Below are 18,035 nucleotides of genomic sequence, written 5' to 3'. Positions count from 1 at the left end.
GCGGCGACGACGCCGGGCGATGGATCGATGTTCGCCGCCGGCCCGCCTCGCTGTCGCGCTTGCGGGCGTTGCCCGACGTTTCGGGCGTTGCCGCACCTTTTGGGCGTTCTGTGCACGGCCGACGCCGAGGCGGCGGTGAGAGAATCCGGTGTGATGCGACGACGGATCCGAAGACTGTCGAGCCTGATCCTGCTGGCTCAGGTCGCGATCCTCAGCGCCTCCCTGCTGATCGGGTTCGTGCTGTTCGCGGTCACCGCGCGCGCCAACCTCACCAGCGACTACCAGGACCGCGCCGCGGACATCGCGCAGACCTTCGCCGAGATGCCGGCCGTGCAGCACTGCCTCTCCTCCGGAGGCTCCACCTGCGACGGCGACGTGCAGCAGCTCGCCACCGCGACCGAGCAGCGCACGGGTGCCGCCTACGTCGTGGTCATCGACATGGACCGCGTGCGGCACTCGCACCCGAACCCCGGCCTCGTGGGGCAGAAGGTGTCGGAGGACGTCGTGGCGCGCGACGGCGCAGTTCATCGCAGCACCGACATCGGTGCGACCGGCACGACCGCGAACGCACGGGTGCCGGTGTTCGAAGGCTCGACGCGCACGGTCATCGGCGAGGTGTCGGTCGGCATCAGGGAGTCGAGCGTCGCGGCGGAGCTGCTCGGACAGCTGCCGATCTACGCGACCTGGATCGTGCTGGCGTTCGCGATCGGCACGGCGGTGTCGTTCGGGCTCGCGGCGCTGCTGAAGCGCCGCACGTTCGGGCTCGAGCTCGACGAGATCGCCCGGCTGCTGCAGGAGCGCGAGGCGACGCTGCACGGCATCCGGGAGGGCGTGATCGCGATCGATCCCGCCGGGCGGATCACGGTCGTGAACGACGAGGCCCAGCGCCTGCTGCGCCTGCCCGAGGGAGCCCGCGGGCGCCGCCTGGACGATGTGCTCGTCGCGAGCCCGATCCGCGAGGCGCTCACGGGCACGACCGAGGTGAAGGACGCGATCGCCGTGACCGACGCGGGCGTGCTCGTGCTCAACCGCATGCCGGTCACGCTGGCCGGGCGGCCGCACGGCGCGGTGCTCACCCTGCAGGACCGTACCGAGGTGACCGGGCTCACCCAGGAGCTCGACGGCGAGCGCAGCTTCGCCGAGTCGATCCGCGCGCAGCAGCATGAGTTCTCGAACCGGATGCACGCGGTGGCGGGGCTGCTCGAGCTGGGGCGCACCGAAGAGGCGCTGCAGTATCTCAACGAGATCCGCGGCACCTCGGCCGACCTCGACCGCACCCTGCGCACGCACGTGGGCGCTCCCATGATCGTGGGCCTGCTGCTCGGCAAGGCGGCCGAGGCGAACGAGCGCGGCATCGATCTGACGATCGCCCCCGAGACCGATCTCGGATCCGCGTCCGACCGGCTGCAGGCGCTCGTCACGATCCTGGGCAACCTCATCGACAACGCGTTCGACGCCCTGGCAGACTCCCCCGCCCCGCGCCGCGTGACCGTGGCGATCGTCGAGCGCCCGGAGGCGCTGACCGTGCGGGTCGCCGACAACGGCCCGGGTGTGCCGGACGGCTCCGTGCCGCGCATCTTCGAGAGCGGCTACACGACCAAGCGCGGCTCGCTGGCCCGGCACGGCGGGCTGGGCCTGTCGCTGGTGCACACGACCGCCTCCCGGCTGGGCGGCACGGTGTCGGTGACGAGCGATGGCGGCGCCGCGTTCACCGTGGTGATCCCCCGCTCCGCGGAGTCCGCCTCGGGGTCGTTGAGCGAGGACGCCGAACGGTCGTTGAGCGAGGACGCGCAGCGACCGAGACGAAACGCAGACCGAGACGAAACGTCGCCTCCCCGAGATCACCGCGTTTCGTCTCGCTTTGCTCGCTCAACGACCGACGGGAGCACGCCATGACGCTCGCTGACTCCATGGTGCTGGTCGTCGACGACGACTTCCGCGTCGCGAGCGTGCACGTCGGTTTCGTCGAGGCCGTGCCCGGCTTCCGCGTGGTGGGTCAGGCCGGATCCGCCGCCGAGGCATTGCGGCAGGCGCGGGAGCTGCGTCCCGACCTGGTGCTGATGGACGTCTATCTCCCCGACGGCGACGGACTCGACGTCGTGCGGCAGCTGCTCGCGGATCCGGATCTTTCGACGGGCTCAGGGACCGCGCCCGCGGTGATCGTGATCTCCGCCGCGAACGACCTCGCCACCGTGCGGCGGGCCGTGCAGCTCGGCGCGCTGCACTACCTCGTGAAGCCGTTCGGGTACGCCGAGCTGGCCGAGCGCCTCACCGCGTTCCGGCATGCTCAGGAGCGGATCGCCGCGCTCGGCGATGAGGCCACCCAGGACGACGTGAACCGGCTCTTCGACCTGCTGCGCCCGGCGCCTGCACCCGCGGCGGCGCCCGAGGAGGGCCGCCGGCTCGCCCCCACCCTCCAGGCGGTGCTCGACGCGGTGGCCGCGCGGCGCACCGACGTGTCTGCGCAGGAGATCGCGACGGCGATCGGCATCAGTCGCACGACGGCGCAGCGCGCACTCACGCAGCTCGAGCAGTCCGGCCTCGTGCGTCTCGAGCTGCGCTACGGCAGCACCGGCCGCCCGGAGCACCGTTACGTGGTGCGGAGCAATCGCGGTCGTTGAGGCCGCGCTTTCCGGTCGTTGAGCGAGGACGCCGAAGGCGACCGAGACGAAACGCGGTGCTCTCGCAAGGGCGCCGCGTTTCGTCTCGCGGAGACCCGCACTGAGCGAGCGCAGCGAGTCGAAGTGTCGCTCAACGCCCCTGTGGGAAGAGACGAGGCGCGGCTTCCCGGGGGAAACCGCGCCTCGTTCAGCGTTCTGGTGTGAGGGGTTACTGCACCCAGCCGGCGCGGGCGCTGCCCCAGCCGGTCTCGGTGTCCCAGCCCGTGCCGACGGTCTGGGTGGAGGTGGCGCCGTTGAACGTGCGCACGGAGTAGACGTAGCCGCCCGTGGCGTCGAGGCCGTTCGCGTAGTCGACGCGGATCGCACCCTCGTCGATGCCCGCTCCGGTGACGTCGTGGAAGCCCTGGCCGTGGGCGCCGTAGATCATCGGGTTCAGCAGACCGAAGCCGATGCCGCCGTTCGCCTGGATCTTCAGCGCCGTGATGCCGGCGAACAGCGGCGACGCGAGGCTCGTGCCGCCGATCCGGTACGTGTCGTACGCGGCAGCGCCGGTGAAGGTCTGCGTCTGACCGACGAGCATGCCCGTGGTGGGGTCGCCGTCCATCGAGACGTCCGGCACCGCGCGCCCGCCGTTGGGGCTGACGATACCGGCGTCCTTCTGGTACTGCGGCTCGGCGATGTTCGACGAGTAGCCGCCGCCTCCGCCGTACAGGAAGTCGGTGCTCAGCGTCCAGGCGCCGTCCTGCAGCACGTACTTCGACGTCTGCCAGCCGGTCTCGCCGGTGAGGCCCGCATCCGTGATCGCGGTCGACGTGCCGCCGACGGCCGTGACATACGGATCCGAAGCGGGGTAGTCGGTCTGCGCCGAGCCGAGGCGTGCGGCCTCGTCGCCGTCGTCGCCGCTGGAGAAGACGTAGCTGATGCCCTGGGTCGCGCCCTGCAGGAACGCGGTCTGGTAGGCGAGCAGCAGCGACGGCTTCACGACATCGCCCGCGCCGCCCCACGAGTTCGTCACGATGTTCGCGACGTTCTCGTCGTTGATGCGCGTGAAGGTGTCGAGCAGATCCGGATCCATGCAGCTCTTACCCGCGTAGTAGCGGATGTTCGCGCCCGGAGCCATGGCGTGCACGGCCTCGACGTCGAGCGTCTCCTCGCCGTACCAGCCGGCCATCCCGCACTGGTGGTTGGACTTGTTGCTGTTCACGTTCGTGTACGCGTTCGGCACGTTCTGCGAGAACTGGCCGGCGGCGAACGGCTTGTCACCCGTGTCCGTCGCGTACTTGTTCGCGTCGGCCTCGACCGTGGGCGAGGCGTAGGCATCGGTGATCGCGACCGTCACGCCGGTGCCGTCGTATCCGCCCGTGAGGCCGGCTTCGTAGGCATTGCGCAGCTGCGGACCGGTGTAACCGCACGGCGAGTACGGCAGCGTCTTGCCGTCGAAGGCCGGGAGCACCGTGCCGTCCGGCGTCGCGAGGTTGCCGGGGTTCGCGGATCCGTAGGTCGTGCCGCAGATCGGCGAGTTGCGGAATCCGCCGTCCGGCGGGGCCGGCTTCTGCGTCTTCGGCTCGACGAGCGACGGGGTCGTGTCCAGGCCGTCCACGGCGATGACCGCGCCCGCGAGGGCTCCGGGGGTGGTCGCGGCACCGTCCGGCGACTGCACCGTGAGCCCGTCGTGCGTGTAGTTCGAGATCGTCACGCCGAACGCCTTGTTCGCGTTGCCCACGCCGCCCTTGACGTCCACATAGCGGTGACTCGGATCGACCGTGGTCTTCAGGCCCGCCCCTTGCAGCCAGGATGTGACCGCGTCGACCGTCGCCTGAGGAGCGTCGAACTTCGCGTGGTACTGATCTGCGGAGAGGAACTTCCGGTACTGCGCGGATCCGGGCGTCGAGACCGCGGTCGCGAGCGCCGAGAGCGCGTCCATGCCGCCGGCCGGGGCCAGGTACACCCGGGCGCTCACGGCGCCGTTCGCCGGCCCGCCCTTGGTCGCGTGACTGAGCCAGCCCGGCGTCGAGTTCGGGATCGGGCTCGGGGGCGGCGGCGCGGCGCTCGCGGCGCCTGCTCCGGCAAAGGTGGCGGCGACGGTGGCGACGACCGCGAGGGTGACGCCGAGGACTTTTCTACGCATCCGGGATCTCCAGACTCTGGTTCGGCCAGCGGCGGTCGCCGCTGACCGAGGGCGATGCTATTCCCGGGCGGCGGAGCGACGCGAGAGGGTCCGGCCCGTCGGAGCCAGCCTCACAGCGCACGCATCGGGTTCTCCCAGCCGGCGCATTCCCGCCGTTCGAAGTTCGGTTCAGGAGCCGGCGACGTCGATCGTCAGATCACTGCTGACCTCTCCGACGGCGATCCTGATCGTTACCCGCCCCGCGCCCTCCGTGTGCAGGCCGAGCGAGCTCGCCACGCCGTCGGAATCCGTGGCCGAGGTCTCGAAGCCACCCGGGTACGTCGCCGGCCCGGAGACCACCTCGAAGGTCGCATCGCGGCCCGTGACGGGCGCACCGTCGTCGGTCGCGCGGATGACCACCCGCACCTCGTCGCCGAGGTGCACCGCACCGTCCGGGGAGACGAGCCGGATCGCCGGGCCGTGCTGTTCGGCCGCGGCCTCGGCGGAGGACGAGGACGAGGGGTTCGCCGCGCCAGGACCGCTCGCGGTGCATCCGGTCAGCAGCGCCGGAAGGAGCCCCGCCAGCAGCGCGAGCCCGGTCACCTCTGCCCGGCGGGCACGGGTGCGGATCACGCCTGCTCCAGCGTGACCATGAAAGTGCGGCTCACCGACCCCACGTGCACCAGCACCGGGAAGGTGCCCGCGGCGAGCGCCACGATCGGGAGGATCAGGGTGCCGTCGGTGTCGATCGGGGCGGAGGCCAGAGCGCCCTGCAGGAGGACGGACTCGTCCCACGACGCGATCCCGCCGGCGTTCACGAGCTCCGCCGTGCCGTCCGCCGGGATCGGGCCGGAGCCCGCCACCTGGAAGATCAGCGGCGCGGTGTCCCCCGCGGCCGAGAACGGGTAGGTCTGCGCGTCGTCCACGGCGCCGAGGAGGTCGATCGTGATCGCGGCCGAGGCCGAGGCCTGCGGCAGCGCGACCGCCGCCGCGATGACCGGCACCGACCAGGCGCCGGCGACGAGGGTGCGTCGCCGGGTCCAGCCGCGGTCGCCCCGCATGCCCTCGCCTCCGGGCGTCGTCGTGATCTGTGTCGTCATGGTGCTGCCTCCTGGTGGGTGTCTCCGCGGCGTCGGGTGCGCCGCGGACGGGATCCGGTGCCGGTGCTCATCGCGCGGCCGGGTAGGGCGTCGGGATCGTGGCCATGCCGGATCCGCTCGTCAGGGTGACCGTCGCGGTACCCGCGGGGATCGAGGCCAGCATCGTGCTGAACCCGTACGACACCGTCGCGCCGGGCGCGACCGCCGGATACGTCCTGGTGCCGTACTTCGTGGCGATCTTCACGTCGGTCGCCGTGGACCCGGTGTTCGTCACCGCGACCGTGAGCACGACCTTGCCCGAGACCACGACCGGCGTGACCTTCACGTCGGCCGTCAGCGTCGCGACCGGGTCCACCACCGTGATCTGAGGCAGCGTCGTCGTGCGGTCGCGGAACGCGGCGGTGATCGTCACGGTTCCGGCCGTCGCGGCGGTCGCACCCGGTGCGACGGCGATGCCGGCGGCGTTGCTCGAGACGGTCGCCGTGCTCGCTCCCCCAGCGAACGCGCCACCCGAGATCGTGAACACCACATCGACTCCGGAGACGCCGTTGCCGGCTGCGTCGACCACCCGCGCGCCGAGGCCGGTGATGGCCTCGCCGCGCAGCACGGTCTTCGCGGTGCCGAGGGGCTGCACGTCCTGCGCCGCGTCGGCACCGGTCGCCGCGAGTGAGAGGCTCGAGACCGGCCCGCTCACACCTTGGTCGGTCGCGCGGTACTCGACGAGCGCGGCGGCCGTGCCCGGCACGGCGAACGGCGCGGTGTAGCCCTGCCAGGCGGCGCCGTCGACGCGGTACTCGATGCCGACGGCACCCGCGGGGACGGTGTGCAGGCTGACCGTGCGGCCGGCGGCGCTCCCGACCACGGCGGGCAGCGAGGACGGATCCGGAGCGGCCTTGCCGAGCGCGAACGAGGCCACCACGGCGCGGTGGTTGCTCGCCCAGGCGTTGCGCAGCACCGCGGTCGGCGAGGGCCAGCCTGCGACCACCGTGTTCGCGCCGAGCACGCGCAGCGCCGAGCCGGCGTAGTGCACGGTGTCGATGCGGTCCTGCGGTTCATCGGCACCCGACGGCGTCTTCACGACGAGCGGCGACCAGGTGTCGCCGGGGTCGGCGGCCGCGTCGGGGTTCGCGGTGCGATAGGCGTCGGCGAGTCCGGCCTGCTGCAGGCGGGCGGGCACGGGCCAGTCCACGGCACCGACGCCGCAGTGCGCGTCGGCGGTCGCCGCGGTCCAGTCCGCGCCCGAGGGCGACTCCAGGTCGGAGAGGACCACGACGGGGGTCGCCGCGGCCGTCTCCGTCGCGATCGCCGTGGCGAGCGCATCGGCCTGGGCGTAGCGGGTGCTGCCGCGCTCCGCCGCGACGAGGGCCGCCGGGTCTGTCATGCCGGCCAGGCACGCGGAATCCGGCCCGTAGCCGGTGCGGTCAAGGCCCATGGTCCACACCCGCAGCTTGCGCCCGAGCACGTCCACTGTCGCGCCCAGGCCGGGCTGGTCGCCGACGACGGTGCGTGCGCTGAGCGGGTGCGGCGAGATCAGTCCGACCCCGCCCGGTCCCTCGAGCGCGTTCCAGCCGAGGGCCTTCGCGAGGGCGGTCGCGGCGGTGCCGCCGTCCTGCTGCACGCCGATCACGTCGAAGCCGTTCTCGGCGATCACGGCGAGGTTCTTCAGCGCGGCGTCGTTGACGTGCCCGCCGGCATCCCAGAGATTCCAGGTCACCGCGTCGAAGGGCGCGGCGGCGTCGGCCGCGACCACGGGGACCTCGACCTCGATGCGCGCGGTGGTCCTGCCGTCGGTGGCCTCGACCGTGAGGAAGCCCGGGTCCGCGGGCGCCGTCGCCGGTGCCGTGCCGGTCACGACTCCCTGCGCGTCCACGTTCAGCCAGTCGTCGCCCTCGACCTTCGTGTACGAGGTCACGGATCCGCCGTTCCAGAGGCCGGCGACGGTCTGCGAGACGGCGCCACCGGCACGCACGGAGGGGGCGCGCAGCACGCCGGACACGAATCCGCGCGCGAGCGTGGATCCGTCCGTCACGACGTCACCGGAGTGCGTCGCCATGTAGTCGTTCTGGATCTGCGCGGCCGAGATCGCCCGATCGTAGAAGTCGAACGTGTCGATCGTGGCGTTCACGAAGCCGTCGCCGTCGTCGAGCAGCGATCCCTCCGCCCCGACCCGGAACGGATAGCCGCTGACCAGGGAGAAGCCGGAGCCGAGGCTCGTGCTCTGCGCGGTCTGCTCGCCGTCGACGAACGTGGTCATCGTGCTCGCGGACCGGTCGACCACCACGGCGACGTGGTGCCAGGATCCGATGACGGACGTGCGGCTCGCATCCGCGACGTAGTTCTGCGTCATCGAGGTGCCGTTCTGACCGAAGCAGCCGCGCAGGATGCCGGGGCTGCCCGCGGTGTTGTAGAGCGTCGCGCCGCGGTTGTAGCAGTGCCGGAAGTCCTGGTTCGAGACGATCGGCGAGTCCGAGCTCGACGAGGCCTCCTTGAGCCAGAACGTGTACGAGAAGCTGCCGGAGCCGTCGGTGTGGCCCGGCACGAGGGGCAGGGAGAAGAAGTTCACGCCGCGGGTGCTGCCCTCCGGCGCGTTGACATAAGCCGCCTTGCCCGCGGTGCCCGCGACGTACGAGGGGGATCCCGACCAGATCGCGTCGTTGCCGCGTCCCGAGGAGTCGGGGATCGCCGTGCCGTCTCCGGTCTCGAAGTCGTAGGAGGCGAATGGCGCGACCGCGTCGCCCGGCGCGCGCAGCCGGCTCCAGATCGCGGAGAGGGTGACCGTGGTGTTCGCGCGAACCGTGAGGTCGGCGACCGACTGCCCGTCGGCGTAGACGACCTGCCCCTTCGCGCTCAGCGCCCAGCCCTGGAACTGGTAGCCGGGACGGACGAAGGCGTTGGCCGCGAGCGTCGAGGCCGTGCCGATCGTGAACGTCTGCGCCGCCATGGCGCCCGAGGTCGCGCCGTTTCCGTCGAAGGCGACCGTGTAGCTGCCGCTGTCCGGCTTGAGTGCGGCGTAGTCGTCGGCAACCTGTGCCGAGGGCAGCACGGCGTTGTAGAAGCGCAGGTCGTCGATCGCGGCGTTCACGTAGCCGTCGCTCACGTCCTTCTCGCTGCCGCTGAAGCCGCCGATGTTGAACGCGAAGCCGCTCTTCAGGTTCGTGGACGCCGTCACCTCGCCCGCGGCGGAGCGCTTGGTCTCGACTCCGTCGGTGTAGACGATGATGACGTTCGCGGTGCGGTCGACCGTGACGGCGACATGGTGCCAGGATCCGGCGATGTTCGGAGAAGCGCCGTTGAGGTAGCGCTTCGTCCCGCCTGCCGTGGTGCCCCAGCACGCCTGCAGCACGCCCTGCGTGGTCTGGTTGTAGAGCGTCAGACCCGCGTTGTTGCAGGACGCGAAGTCCTGGTTGCTCATCAGCGTGCCGTACGACGTGCGGTTCTGCTCCGACATCCAGAACTCGTAGGAGAAGCTTGCCGATCCGTCGGTCTTCCCGGCGATCAGCGGCAGCTTCACGTAGTTCGTGCCGAGGCCGATCGTCGCCGCGGATCCCGAGACGCCGGGGCGATAGCCCGGGGATCCGACCCAGCTCGCGTCGTTGCCGTTGCCCGAGACGTCCTTCACGGTCGAGCCGCTGTCGGTGTCGAAGGTGTACGCGGCGACCGGCGAGATCGCCCCCGGCACGGCGGCGCGCAGAGCGGGCGCGGTCGGCGCGTCCGCGGTCGGGGTGGGATCGGGGGCGGGCGTGGTCGGTGCCGGCGCAGGATCCGCGGTGGGCGCCGACGACGGCGCCGGGGTGGGCGCGGGCGCCGGGGATGCGGTCGACGACGGTGCGGGGGTCGGATCCGCGACCGCCGCGGGCGTCGCCGCGAACGTCGAGACGACGACGACGGCGCCCACGAGGGTGGCGAGGGCGAGGCGGCGCAGACGCCGGTACGGGAGGTGCATGCGGGGCTCCATCGGATCGGGTGCGGGCGGCGTCATCGGATCGGGTGTGGGCGTGGTCGGGCGCTCAGCAGTCAGGCCGGCAGCTGGGCCACGCGCCCGGCGTAGCGGTGCCGCCAGCCGCTGTTCGTATCGGCGGTGACGACGACGTCGTAGTAGCCCTCGGAGGTGGGCCAGGTCACCTTCTGGGTCGCACCGGGCTTGACCCAGATGCGCTGCGCGGTGCCGGCGTGGTCGTTGGGCGTGAGGGCGTAGTGCACGCTCTGGCGGCCGTCGTTATGCAGCGTGATCTCGACGGTCGGCGTCTCGCCGGCGACGAGGTCGACGTCGATGCGGGGCACGGCGCTGCCGTTCTGGCCCGCCGGCAGGACCGTGCCGGCGTGTGAGCGTACGAACCCGTCAGGCCCGTACACCGAGAACGCGTAGCGGCCGTCCTGCGCGGTCGCGTCCCAGACGTGGGCCGCCGGCTTCGCGGCGGTGACCGTGTAGGGGGTGTTCGCGAACGGCAGGTACTTGTCGGGGAAGGCCTGCAGGCTCAGCGCCTTGCCCTGCGGGCCTCCGACCAGGCTGAGCTGCACGCTGACGGTGCCCGTCTTGCGGTCCTCCACGAACACCCCGTGCGGGTGATACGACAGCGGCCGGTGCTTGAGCGGCGTGCTCGACCATTTGTCTGCCGGCGGCACCTGGGTGCCGATCGTGCCGCCCGCGCGGGCGATCTGCACCAGGGCGTCCGTGTCCGGCAGCGACGGGACGTCGATCACGGGGTGGGCGAAGTCCATCGCGCTCGTGAGGTCGCCGCTGATCCCGCGGCGCCAGGCGGTGATCGTGGTCGACAGCGCCGGGGTGCCGATCGCGGTGGTCCACGTCTCGAGGAAGCGGATCAGCGAGGTGTGGTCGAAGGTCTCGGTGCCGACCCAGCCGCCGCGCGTCCACGGCGAGACGAGGATGGTCGGGATGCGCGCGCCGTATCCGATCGGGGTGGATCCGTTGTACTCGCCCGGAGTGCCCGGCTCGGCGAACGGCGGCAGGACGTGGTCGAAGTATCCGTCGTTCTCGTCGAACGTCATGATGAGCAGCGTGCTCTTCCAGATGTCGGGGTTGCTCTGCAGCGTCTGGATCACCCGGTTCGAGAAGTGCGCACCGTGTTCGGGGTTGGCCGAGGGGTGCTCGGACCAGCTGTACGGCGCGACGATCCAGGAGACCTGCGGCAGCGGATACTGCGCCCCCGGCTTGCAGGCCGCGATGAAGTCCTTCAGCACGCCGTTGAGGTTGGCGTCGCTGTCGTTGTTGGTCACGCCGGTGGAGGCGTAGGGCGCGGACCCGGCCCGCCAGACCAGGCCCGTGCCGGGGGCGTTCTTGGCGGCGTCGTTGCGGTTCGCGATGTCCTGCGCGGACGAGCCCGACGTCGTGAAGGTGTTGAAGCCGCGGATCGGGTTGTCGGTGTAGTCGCCGACCCAGCTGGATCCGTTGTTCGAGTTGTCGACGTAGATCCGCCAGGAGACGCCCGCGGCCTGCAGCGCCTCGGGGTAGGTCTGCCAGGTGCGGTTGCCGTTGGACTCGCCGCCGTTGTCGACGACGCCGCCCGAGGTGCCGGTCCAGGCGTAGAGCCGGTTCGGCGTGGTCGGGCCCATGACCGAGCAGTGCCAGTTGTCGCAGATCGTGTACGCGCTCGCGAGCGAGTACTGCCAGGGGATCTCCTCGCCGGAGACGTAGTGCATCGTGTTGGCGCCCTTGGCCCCGATCCAGTTGTTGTAGCGTCCGCCGGCCCACGCCGACGTGCCGCCCGAGTACGAGTGGTCCAGACCCGTGGTGGTGCCGGCGACCGTGGTCACCCGGCTGGGCTTGACGAAGGAGGAGCCCTGCGGCTGGGAGAAGACGTCGGTGCCGTTCTGGAAGCGCAGGGCCTGCTTGTCGTCGAAGCCGCGCACACCGGGCAGCGCGCCGTAGTAGTGGTCGAACGAGCGGTTCTCCTGCATGAGGATCACCACGTGCTTGATGTCGGTGATGTCGCCGGAGAACCCCTCCGGCAGCGCGTAGACGCGCGAGGCGCCCGCGGCAACGGCACCCGCGCCCTCGGCGGCCGATGCCGACGGGGCGGCCGCCCCTGCGCCGAATCCGGCGCCCACGGCGGCGGCACCGCCCAGCAGGCCGAGAGCGCGCAGCATGCCGCGACGGGTCATGCCGCTGTGCAGCACCTCGTCGGGGACGGTTCGCGGGCGCTCGTACGGATCCGGGCTGAACGGGACGGGCTCGCTGGACATGACGCTCCTCGGGACGACGGGGCACCCCGGAGCGGGCGCCGACCTCGAGGAGAGCAAGCCGAGGGGAACAGCGGGTGAACGCCGGACGACGAGCCGGTGGCATCGGCCCCGTCACCCGTGGATCCGGCCGCCGAGCGTGCACACTGGGCCGTTTCCGCCGTTCCCACCCCAGGGTCGTTGAGCGAGGACGGCGAAGCCGACCGAGACGAAACGCCGCCGCCCGTCGGAACCGCGTTTCGTCTCGCTCCTCGCTGCGCTCGGGGCTCGCTCAACGACCCCGCTCATCCGCCGCTCAGAGCGCGGTGCGGACCGTCTGCCCCGCTTCGATCTCGAACGCGATCGCACCGGCACGGTAACGGTCCACCCCGAGCTCCACGAGCCGCCCCTCGCGGGTCGTCGTCGTGCGCCCGACCTGCAGCAGCGGGCTGGAGCGGCGCACGCCGAGCAGTGCCGCATCCTCGGTGGTCGCGGCAGCCGCCTCGATCCGGTGGTTCGTCGATGCGACGCGGATCCCGGCCTCGGCGAGGGCGACGGTGGTCGAGCGCACGTCGTCCGGCACCCGTGTGATGACCTCGGCCACCCACGGCGCCCAGACCGAGCGCTCGATCATGACGGGCAGCCCGTCCAGCGTGCGCAGCCGCACGAACCGGTGCAGGGGCTCACCGAGCCTGATGCGGAACAGCTGCGCCTCGCGGGCATCCGCAGGCCCCACGGTACGGGAGGTGATCGCACCGCCTGGGACGCGCCCTCCCTCGCTCGCCCACTCCGTGAACGACTGCATCCGCGCGAAGCCCTGGGTCTGGTGCGCGGCCTGGACGATCCATCCGCCGCGCGGCCGGGAGACGACCAGCGAGAGGCGGGCGAGACGGGCGAGCGCCCCGCGGATCACGCTGCGCGTCGTGCCGTACTCGGCGCTCAGCATCGCCTCACTCGGCAGGCGGGTGCCGGCGGCGAAGCCGCCCTCGGAGATCCGCCGGCGCAGGTCCGCGGAGATCTGCGCCGTGCGCGAGCTCTCGCGAGCGCCCTCCGTCACTTCCCGCCCCCGCATACAGGAGAAGGGATCGGCGGCCGGAGCATGCCCCCATTCTCGCTCACGCGCGCCGGTGGCCCGCCATGCGCAGGCACGGCGGGCCACCGATCGGACTCACGTCCCGGTCGTCGACTCAGGCCTCCGGGCGGTTCGCGCGCAACACCTCGAGCCGCGCGCGGTACTCGGTCTCGTCGATGTCGCCGTTCGCGAAGCGGCTCGCGAGCACCTGCTCCGCACCGCTGCTCTGAGGCTTGGCCGCCCACGGGGCCTGCCCGCCGGCTGCTCCCGGAGCACCCTGCCAGCCCCACGGACCCGGCCCGCCCCAGCGGCGCCGGCGCACGAGGAGGGCGACGAGCAGGCCCACGATGATCAGGAACATCAGCGGGCCGATGATGAAGACGGGCCAGAACGGGTGGAACCCCATGTGGCCGGGATGCGCGGCGACGGCCGCGACGGTTGCGAGCATGATGCCCTTCCTTCGATCGGATCGGCCGCATCTCGACCGATGCCTCCAGCCTCGCGATCCGCACCCTCCGGCGAATCCGGCCCGGGGAGTGATTCCGCCTGCTCCCCAGGGAGTAGGGATCCGGATCCGCACCGGCCACCTGCTTCCAGCCGTCAGCTGCCAGCCGCCAGCGGAACTCAGGTCGCAGAAACTGCGGCAACTCCCTTGCTGTGTGAGCCGAAAGTGCGACCTGAACAGAAGAAGTGCGACCTGAACAGAAGAAGTGCGACCTGAACAGAAGAAGTGCGACCTGAACAGAAGAAGTGCGACCGAACAGAAGAGGGCTGCGGGATCAAGGTCGCCGGAAGCTCTCCGGATCCGGATCCGCTACTGCCAGCCGGGAGCCACGAGGCCGGTCTCGTAGGCGATCACGACGAGGTGCACCCGGTCGCGGGCGTGCAGCTTCGCCATGATCCGGGAGACGTGGGTCTTCGCGGTGAGCGGGCTGAGGAACAGACGCTCGGCGATCTCGTCGTTGGTCAGCCCCAATCCGACGAGGCGCAGCACCTCCCGCTCGCGCTCGGTGATCCCGTCGAGCGCGGCAGATCCCGGCGCCTCGCGCAGGCCCACCGCGAGCCGCTCGAGCAGCCGCCGGGTCACGCCGGGCGAGAGCAGCGCATCCCCCGCCGCGACGACCCGCACGGCGCGCACGAGATCGGCGGGCTCGGTGTCCTTCACGAGGAAGCCGGCAGCGCCGGCCCGCACCGCGCGCGCCACGTAGTCGTCGAGCTCGAACGTGGTCACGATCACGACGTGCACTCCGGCAAGACGCGGATCCGCGGCGATCTCCTCGGTCGCCCACAGCCCGTCGCCCTCCGGCATCCGGATGTCCATCAGCACGACGTCGACCGGCGTCTCGCGGATCCGACGCAGCAGCTCCTCGCCACCCGCGGCCTCGACGAGCACCTCGATGTCGTCCTCGGCATCGAGCAGAGCGCGGAATCCCGCACGCACGAGCAGCTGGTCGTCCGCGAGCGCGACCCGGATCATGACGCCCGCCCCCAGGGCAGGGTCGCGACGATGCGCGCCCCTCCGCCGTCCGCGGAGCCGAGCTCGATGCGGCCGCCGAGCAGCGCCGCTCGCTCCTGCATGCCCAGCACGCCGCCGTGCCCCGTCGCGGTCGGGTCGGCGTCTCCGAAGCCGCGGCCGTCGTCCTCGATCGCGACGACGAGGCGGGGATCCGGATCCTCTCGCCGCTCGAGCACCACCCGCACGTGCGCGGCGTGCGCGTGCCGCACGGCGTTTGTGAGTGCTTCCTGCACGATGCGGTACGCCGCGAACTGCACGGCTCGACTGGGCGCGTGGTCGCCGAGGCGGTCGTCGAGCGCGATGTCCAGACCGGGCGCGGTCAGGCCCGCGATGAGCCGGGGGAGCTCGGCGAGCTCGGCCTGCGGGACGAGCGGCACTTCACCGTCGCGGAGCACGCCCAGCACGCCACGCACCTCTTCCAGTGCCAGCTTGGAGGTGTCCTTCACGTTCTGCAGCGCGGTGCGCGCCTGCTCCGGATCGCGGTCGAACAGGTGCAGTCCGACGCTCGCCTGCACGTTCATCTGCGACAGCGCATGCCCGAGCACGTCGTGCAGCTCACGCGCGATGCGCACCCGCTCGCGCTCCTCTGCGCTGCGGCGATGGCGCTGCGCGTCGGCGCGCAGCGCGGCCATCCTGGCGCCGCGGGTGCGCACGAAGGCGCCGACGGCGAAGCTGGCGGCGAGCGCGAGCGTCGCCGCGACGATGAGCCCCGGATGCCAGATCCGGCCGATCATGACTCCGACGAGGATCGCGGCGACCCACGCCGTCGCGACCGAGGCGGCCGCCCAGACGGCGGCTCCGCGGGCCACGGCGAGCGCGATCGCGAACGCCAGGGCGAGGTAGGGCGGTCCGTAGACGGGCGTCGTGAGCACGTCGAGCAGGGCGAGCCCGGAGACGACGGCGACGGTCGGGCCGGGGAATCGCCGCGCGGCGAGCAGTGCGAGCGGCCCTGCCACCGCGAGCGCGAGATGCAGCAGGATCCGCCAATGCAGTCCGTGATCGGCGTGCGCGGCAACCCAGAGGGAGGCCGGCACCTGCACGAGCAGGCACAGCACGACGGGTGCGATCAGGCGGACCCGCGGCGGCGGTCCGGCCGGGATCCGTCCGGTGTCGGGTCCGAACCACGCCGCCGACGCCGTCGAGGTGTCATCGAGCGGCTGATCCGGCATCCTCCGATGCTAATCGCGCCTCGCGCGCGGCGGATCCGTCGGCGGTGTGCTTCCGGAGTACTCCCGAGGGAGTAGTGCCGCGAAGCCGAGCGGGAGCGGAGCTCAGTTCTCCCAGGAGCGCGAGCGCTTGGTGGCGCCGCCCGGCTCGCGCATCATGTACGCGAGGGCGAGGCTGATCGCAAGGATGCCCGCGACGAAGACCGGGCCCTGCCAGGCGGGCAGGCCGGGGGCGATGCCCAGCAGCGCGAATCCGCCGAGGAACAGAATTCCGAACACGATGTAGTGAAGGATCACCGGGCAACCTCCTGTTGAGCCTCTAGAGTCTATCGCGCCGCGCCAGGCGGCCTCGACCCGTCTCCGGAGGGGCCTGACGCGATGTCGGATGCCGTGACTACGCTCGCGGGCATGAGCATCTCCTACCCGCACGTCCCGGGGCTCGTGAACAGCCCCGCGTTCAGCCACGTCGCCGTGATCCCGCCGGGTTCCACGACGATCCACGTCGGCGGCCAGAACGGCGTCGACGAGACCGGCGCAGTCGTCTCGGACGACGTCGCCGTGCAGTCCGCACGAGCCCTCGACAACGCCGCCGCCGCGCTGGCCGCCGCCGGAGCCACCCTCGCCGATGTCGTGAGCTGGACCGTGCTGATCCACCAGGACGCGGATCTGCGCGCGGCCTACGGCGCGGTGGGCCCGAAGCTCGCGCGCGAAGGAGCACCGCCGCTCGTCACCGCGGCCCGCGTGGCAGGACTCGGCGTGCCCGGAGCACTCGTCGAGATCGGCGCCGTCGCGGCACTCGCGCCCTGAGCCGCTGGATCCGGCGAACTCTGGTGGCTGCCCGGGCCGTGGACGAGTCGAAGGCGAGACGAAAGGCCCGCGAGTCGGGCTCTTCGAGGGGCTCTGCGACAGAGGCCAGCGGCGACTGGGATCTTGTGACCTGTTCGTGATCTTTTCCAGATCTGATCTGGCTCTTTTCGAGCCTGGAATGTCGGTGCCCCCGGGTTGAATGGGGGTATGACGAGCTCGACCGGCACGGTTCTGGATCCCGGGGTGGACCCGGTGGATCCGGTGCTCGTGCTGGCCGCGCTCGTGGACGGGCTGCAGACGACCGAGGCGACGATCACCCGCCTGCAAGCGTTGAAGGAAGCACACCTCGCGGTCGCCCAGCGGCTCGCGGAGGACCTCGCCGCCGCGGACGGTGCGTCCGGGGTGCGGGGTGAGTCGGTGGATCTCGCCGCGCGCAGCGTGGCCGCGGAGCTGGCGGCGGTGCTGCATGTGTCGGACCGGGTCGTGCAGGGGCGGATGGTGCGCGCCGCGGAGCTGATGACGAAGTTTCCCGCCACGATGCAGGCGTTCACGGACGCGCGGATCAACGCCGCGCACGTGCGGCTCATCCAAGACGCCGGGGCGCGCCTGGACAGCGATGAGGTGCGTGCCGAGTTCGAGCGGGCAGCCGTCGCGGCCTGCGAGGGTGAGACCCCGCACCGGGCGAAGAGGGTCGTGGAGCGCGTTGCGGAACGGCTCGCGCCGCGGTCGTTGACGGAACGGCATCGGGAGGCGCAGGAGAAGCGCACCGTGTGGCGGGAAGAACTCCCGGACGGGCAGAAGATGCTCGGGTTGATCCACGCCGCCGCGGTGATCGATGGGATCTACGATCGGCTCACGCAGCAGGCCCGGATTGTGCAGAAGGCGAACGCGGCCGCGTCGAAATACCAGACCGCGAGACTCACCCCGGATCCGGACGGGCTCGGCGACCCGGGAGATGTTCGCACGGTCGGCCAGCTCCGCGCGGACCTCTGCGCCGACACCCTCCTCACGGGTGCCGCGTCCGGGCACGACACGACCGCGGGGTTGCTGTCCGCGATCCAGGCACGGGTCGAAGTCACGGTCCCCGTCTTCACGGTGATGACCACCAGCACAACGGTTGGCTCCGCGTTCGGTGTCCGGGTGGAGCAGCCCGCCGAACTCGCCGGCGGGCAACCCATCGACACGCACACCGCCCGCATCCTCGCCGGTAACGCCGTCGCTTGGGAACGCGTGCTCACGCACCCGATCACCGGGGCGATCCTCGCCGTCGACCACTACCGGCCCAACACCGACCTGCGCCGGCTCCTGCACGCCCGCGACTCCCGCTGCCGATTCCCCACCTGCGGACTCCCACCCACCGCCCAAGACCTCGACCACACCATCGACGCCGCCTACGGCGGCGCCACCGAAGAAGGCAACCTCGGCGGACTCTGCCGCCGACACCACGTCCTCAAACACCAGACCACGTG

The 18,035-nt window shown here is 71.6% G+C and carries 14 protein-coding genes; 4 read left to right on the top strand and 10 right to left on the bottom strand.

The window, feature by feature from the left end:
* Positions 1 to 153 precede the first annotated feature (153 nt).
* A complete protein-coding gene (locus AC1DCT_RS13095; protein ID WP_477429696.1) occupies positions 154 to 1,896 on the top strand; it encodes a sensor histidine kinase in 1,743 nt (580 codons plus the stop codon).
* The gene (locus AC1DCT_RS13090) at positions 1,893 to 2,621 is read left to right on the top strand and encodes a response regulator (RefSeq protein ID WP_477429694.1); all 729 of its coding nucleotides are present in this window, start codon (positions 1,893 to 1,895) and stop codon (positions 2,619 to 2,621) included. The genes AC1DCT_RS13095 and AC1DCT_RS13090 overlap by 4 nt, the downstream gene beginning before the upstream one ends.
* A 208-nt stretch (positions 2,622 to 2,829) precedes the next feature.
* On the opposite strand, the gene AC1DCT_RS13085 is transcribed toward AC1DCT_RS13090, so the two are convergent.
* The 10 genes from AC1DCT_RS13085 to AC1DCT_RS13040 form a co-directional block, all read right to left on the bottom strand.
* The gene (locus tag AC1DCT_RS13085) at positions 2,830 to 4,749 is read right to left on the bottom strand and encodes a S53 family peptidase (protein WP_477429692.1); all 1,920 of its coding nucleotides are present in this window, start codon (positions 4,747 to 4,749) and stop codon (positions 2,830 to 2,832) included.
* 168 nt (positions 4,750 to 4,917) lie between these two features.
* Positions 4,918 to 5,361 (bottom strand): hypothetical protein, encoded by a 444-nt coding sequence (locus AC1DCT_RS13080; RefSeq protein ID WP_477429690.1) that lies wholly within the window; start codon positions 5,359 to 5,361, stop codon positions 4,918 to 4,920.
* Entirely contained in the window at positions 5,358 to 5,828 is a 471-nt protein-coding gene (locus AC1DCT_RS13075) for a hypothetical protein (protein ID WP_477429689.1), read from the bottom strand. Before AC1DCT_RS13075 ends, AC1DCT_RS13080 begins: the two co-directional genes overlap by 4 nt.
* A gap of 67 nt (positions 5,829 to 5,895) precedes the next feature.
* The gene (locus AC1DCT_RS13070; protein WP_477429687.1) at positions 5,896 to 9,771 is read right to left on the bottom strand and encodes a LamG-like jellyroll fold domain-containing protein; all 3,876 of its coding nucleotides are present in this window, start codon (positions 9,769 to 9,771) and stop codon (positions 5,896 to 5,898) included.
* A gap of 71 nt (positions 9,772 to 9,842) precedes the next feature.
* Positions 9,843 to 12,029: an alkaline phosphatase family protein gene (locus tag AC1DCT_RS13065; RefSeq protein ID WP_477429685.1), complete on the bottom strand. Its 2,187-nt coding sequence runs from the start codon at positions 12,027 to 12,029 to the stop codon at positions 9,843 to 9,845.
* A gap of 292 nt (positions 12,030 to 12,321) precedes the next feature.
* A complete protein-coding gene (locus tag AC1DCT_RS13060; protein ID WP_477429683.1) occupies positions 12,322 to 13,062 on the bottom strand; it encodes a GntR family transcriptional regulator in 741 nt (246 codons plus the stop codon).
* Between the two features lie 130 nt (positions 13,063 to 13,192).
* Positions 13,193 to 13,525 (bottom strand): SHOCT domain-containing protein, encoded by a 333-nt coding sequence (locus tag AC1DCT_RS13055; protein WP_477429681.1) that lies wholly within the window; start codon positions 13,523 to 13,525, stop codon positions 13,193 to 13,195.
* A 366-nt stretch (positions 13,526 to 13,891) separates the two neighbouring features.
* Positions 13,892 to 14,554, bottom strand: coding sequence for a response regulator (locus AC1DCT_RS13050; RefSeq protein ID WP_477429679.1), 663 nt, complete (start codon positions 14,552 to 14,554; stop codon positions 13,892 to 13,894).
* Positions 14,551 to 15,762 carry a sensor histidine kinase gene (locus AC1DCT_RS13045; protein WP_477230566.1) on the bottom strand — a complete coding sequence of 404 codons (1,212 nt, stop codon included), beginning with the start codon at positions 15,760 to 15,762 and terminating at the stop codon, positions 14,551 to 14,553. Before AC1DCT_RS13045 ends, AC1DCT_RS13050 begins: the two co-directional genes overlap by 4 nt.
* Positions 15,763 to 15,864: 102 nt before the next feature.
* Positions 15,865 to 16,056, bottom strand: a complete 192-nt coding sequence (locus tag AC1DCT_RS13040) for a hypothetical protein (RefSeq protein ID WP_441978314.1) — start codon at positions 16,054 to 16,056, stop codon at positions 15,865 to 15,867.
* Between the two features lie 111 nt (positions 16,057 to 16,167).
* Here AC1DCT_RS13040 and AC1DCT_RS13035 point away from each other — a divergent pair, with 111 nt between their 5' ends.
* Entirely contained in the window at positions 16,168 to 16,566 is a 399-nt protein-coding gene (locus AC1DCT_RS13035; protein WP_440734943.1) for a RidA family protein, read from the top strand.
* Positions 16,567 to 16,773: 207 nt separating this feature from the next.
* Positions 16,774 to 18,035, top strand: a 1,262-nt coding sequence (locus AC1DCT_RS13030) for an HNH endonuclease signature motif containing protein (RefSeq protein ID WP_477429678.1), incomplete at its 3' end; no start/stop codon positions are given.

The organism is Microbacterium sp. 10L49, assembly GCF_056395125.1.
This window is presented reverse-complemented; position numbering and strand designations above follow the sequence as displayed.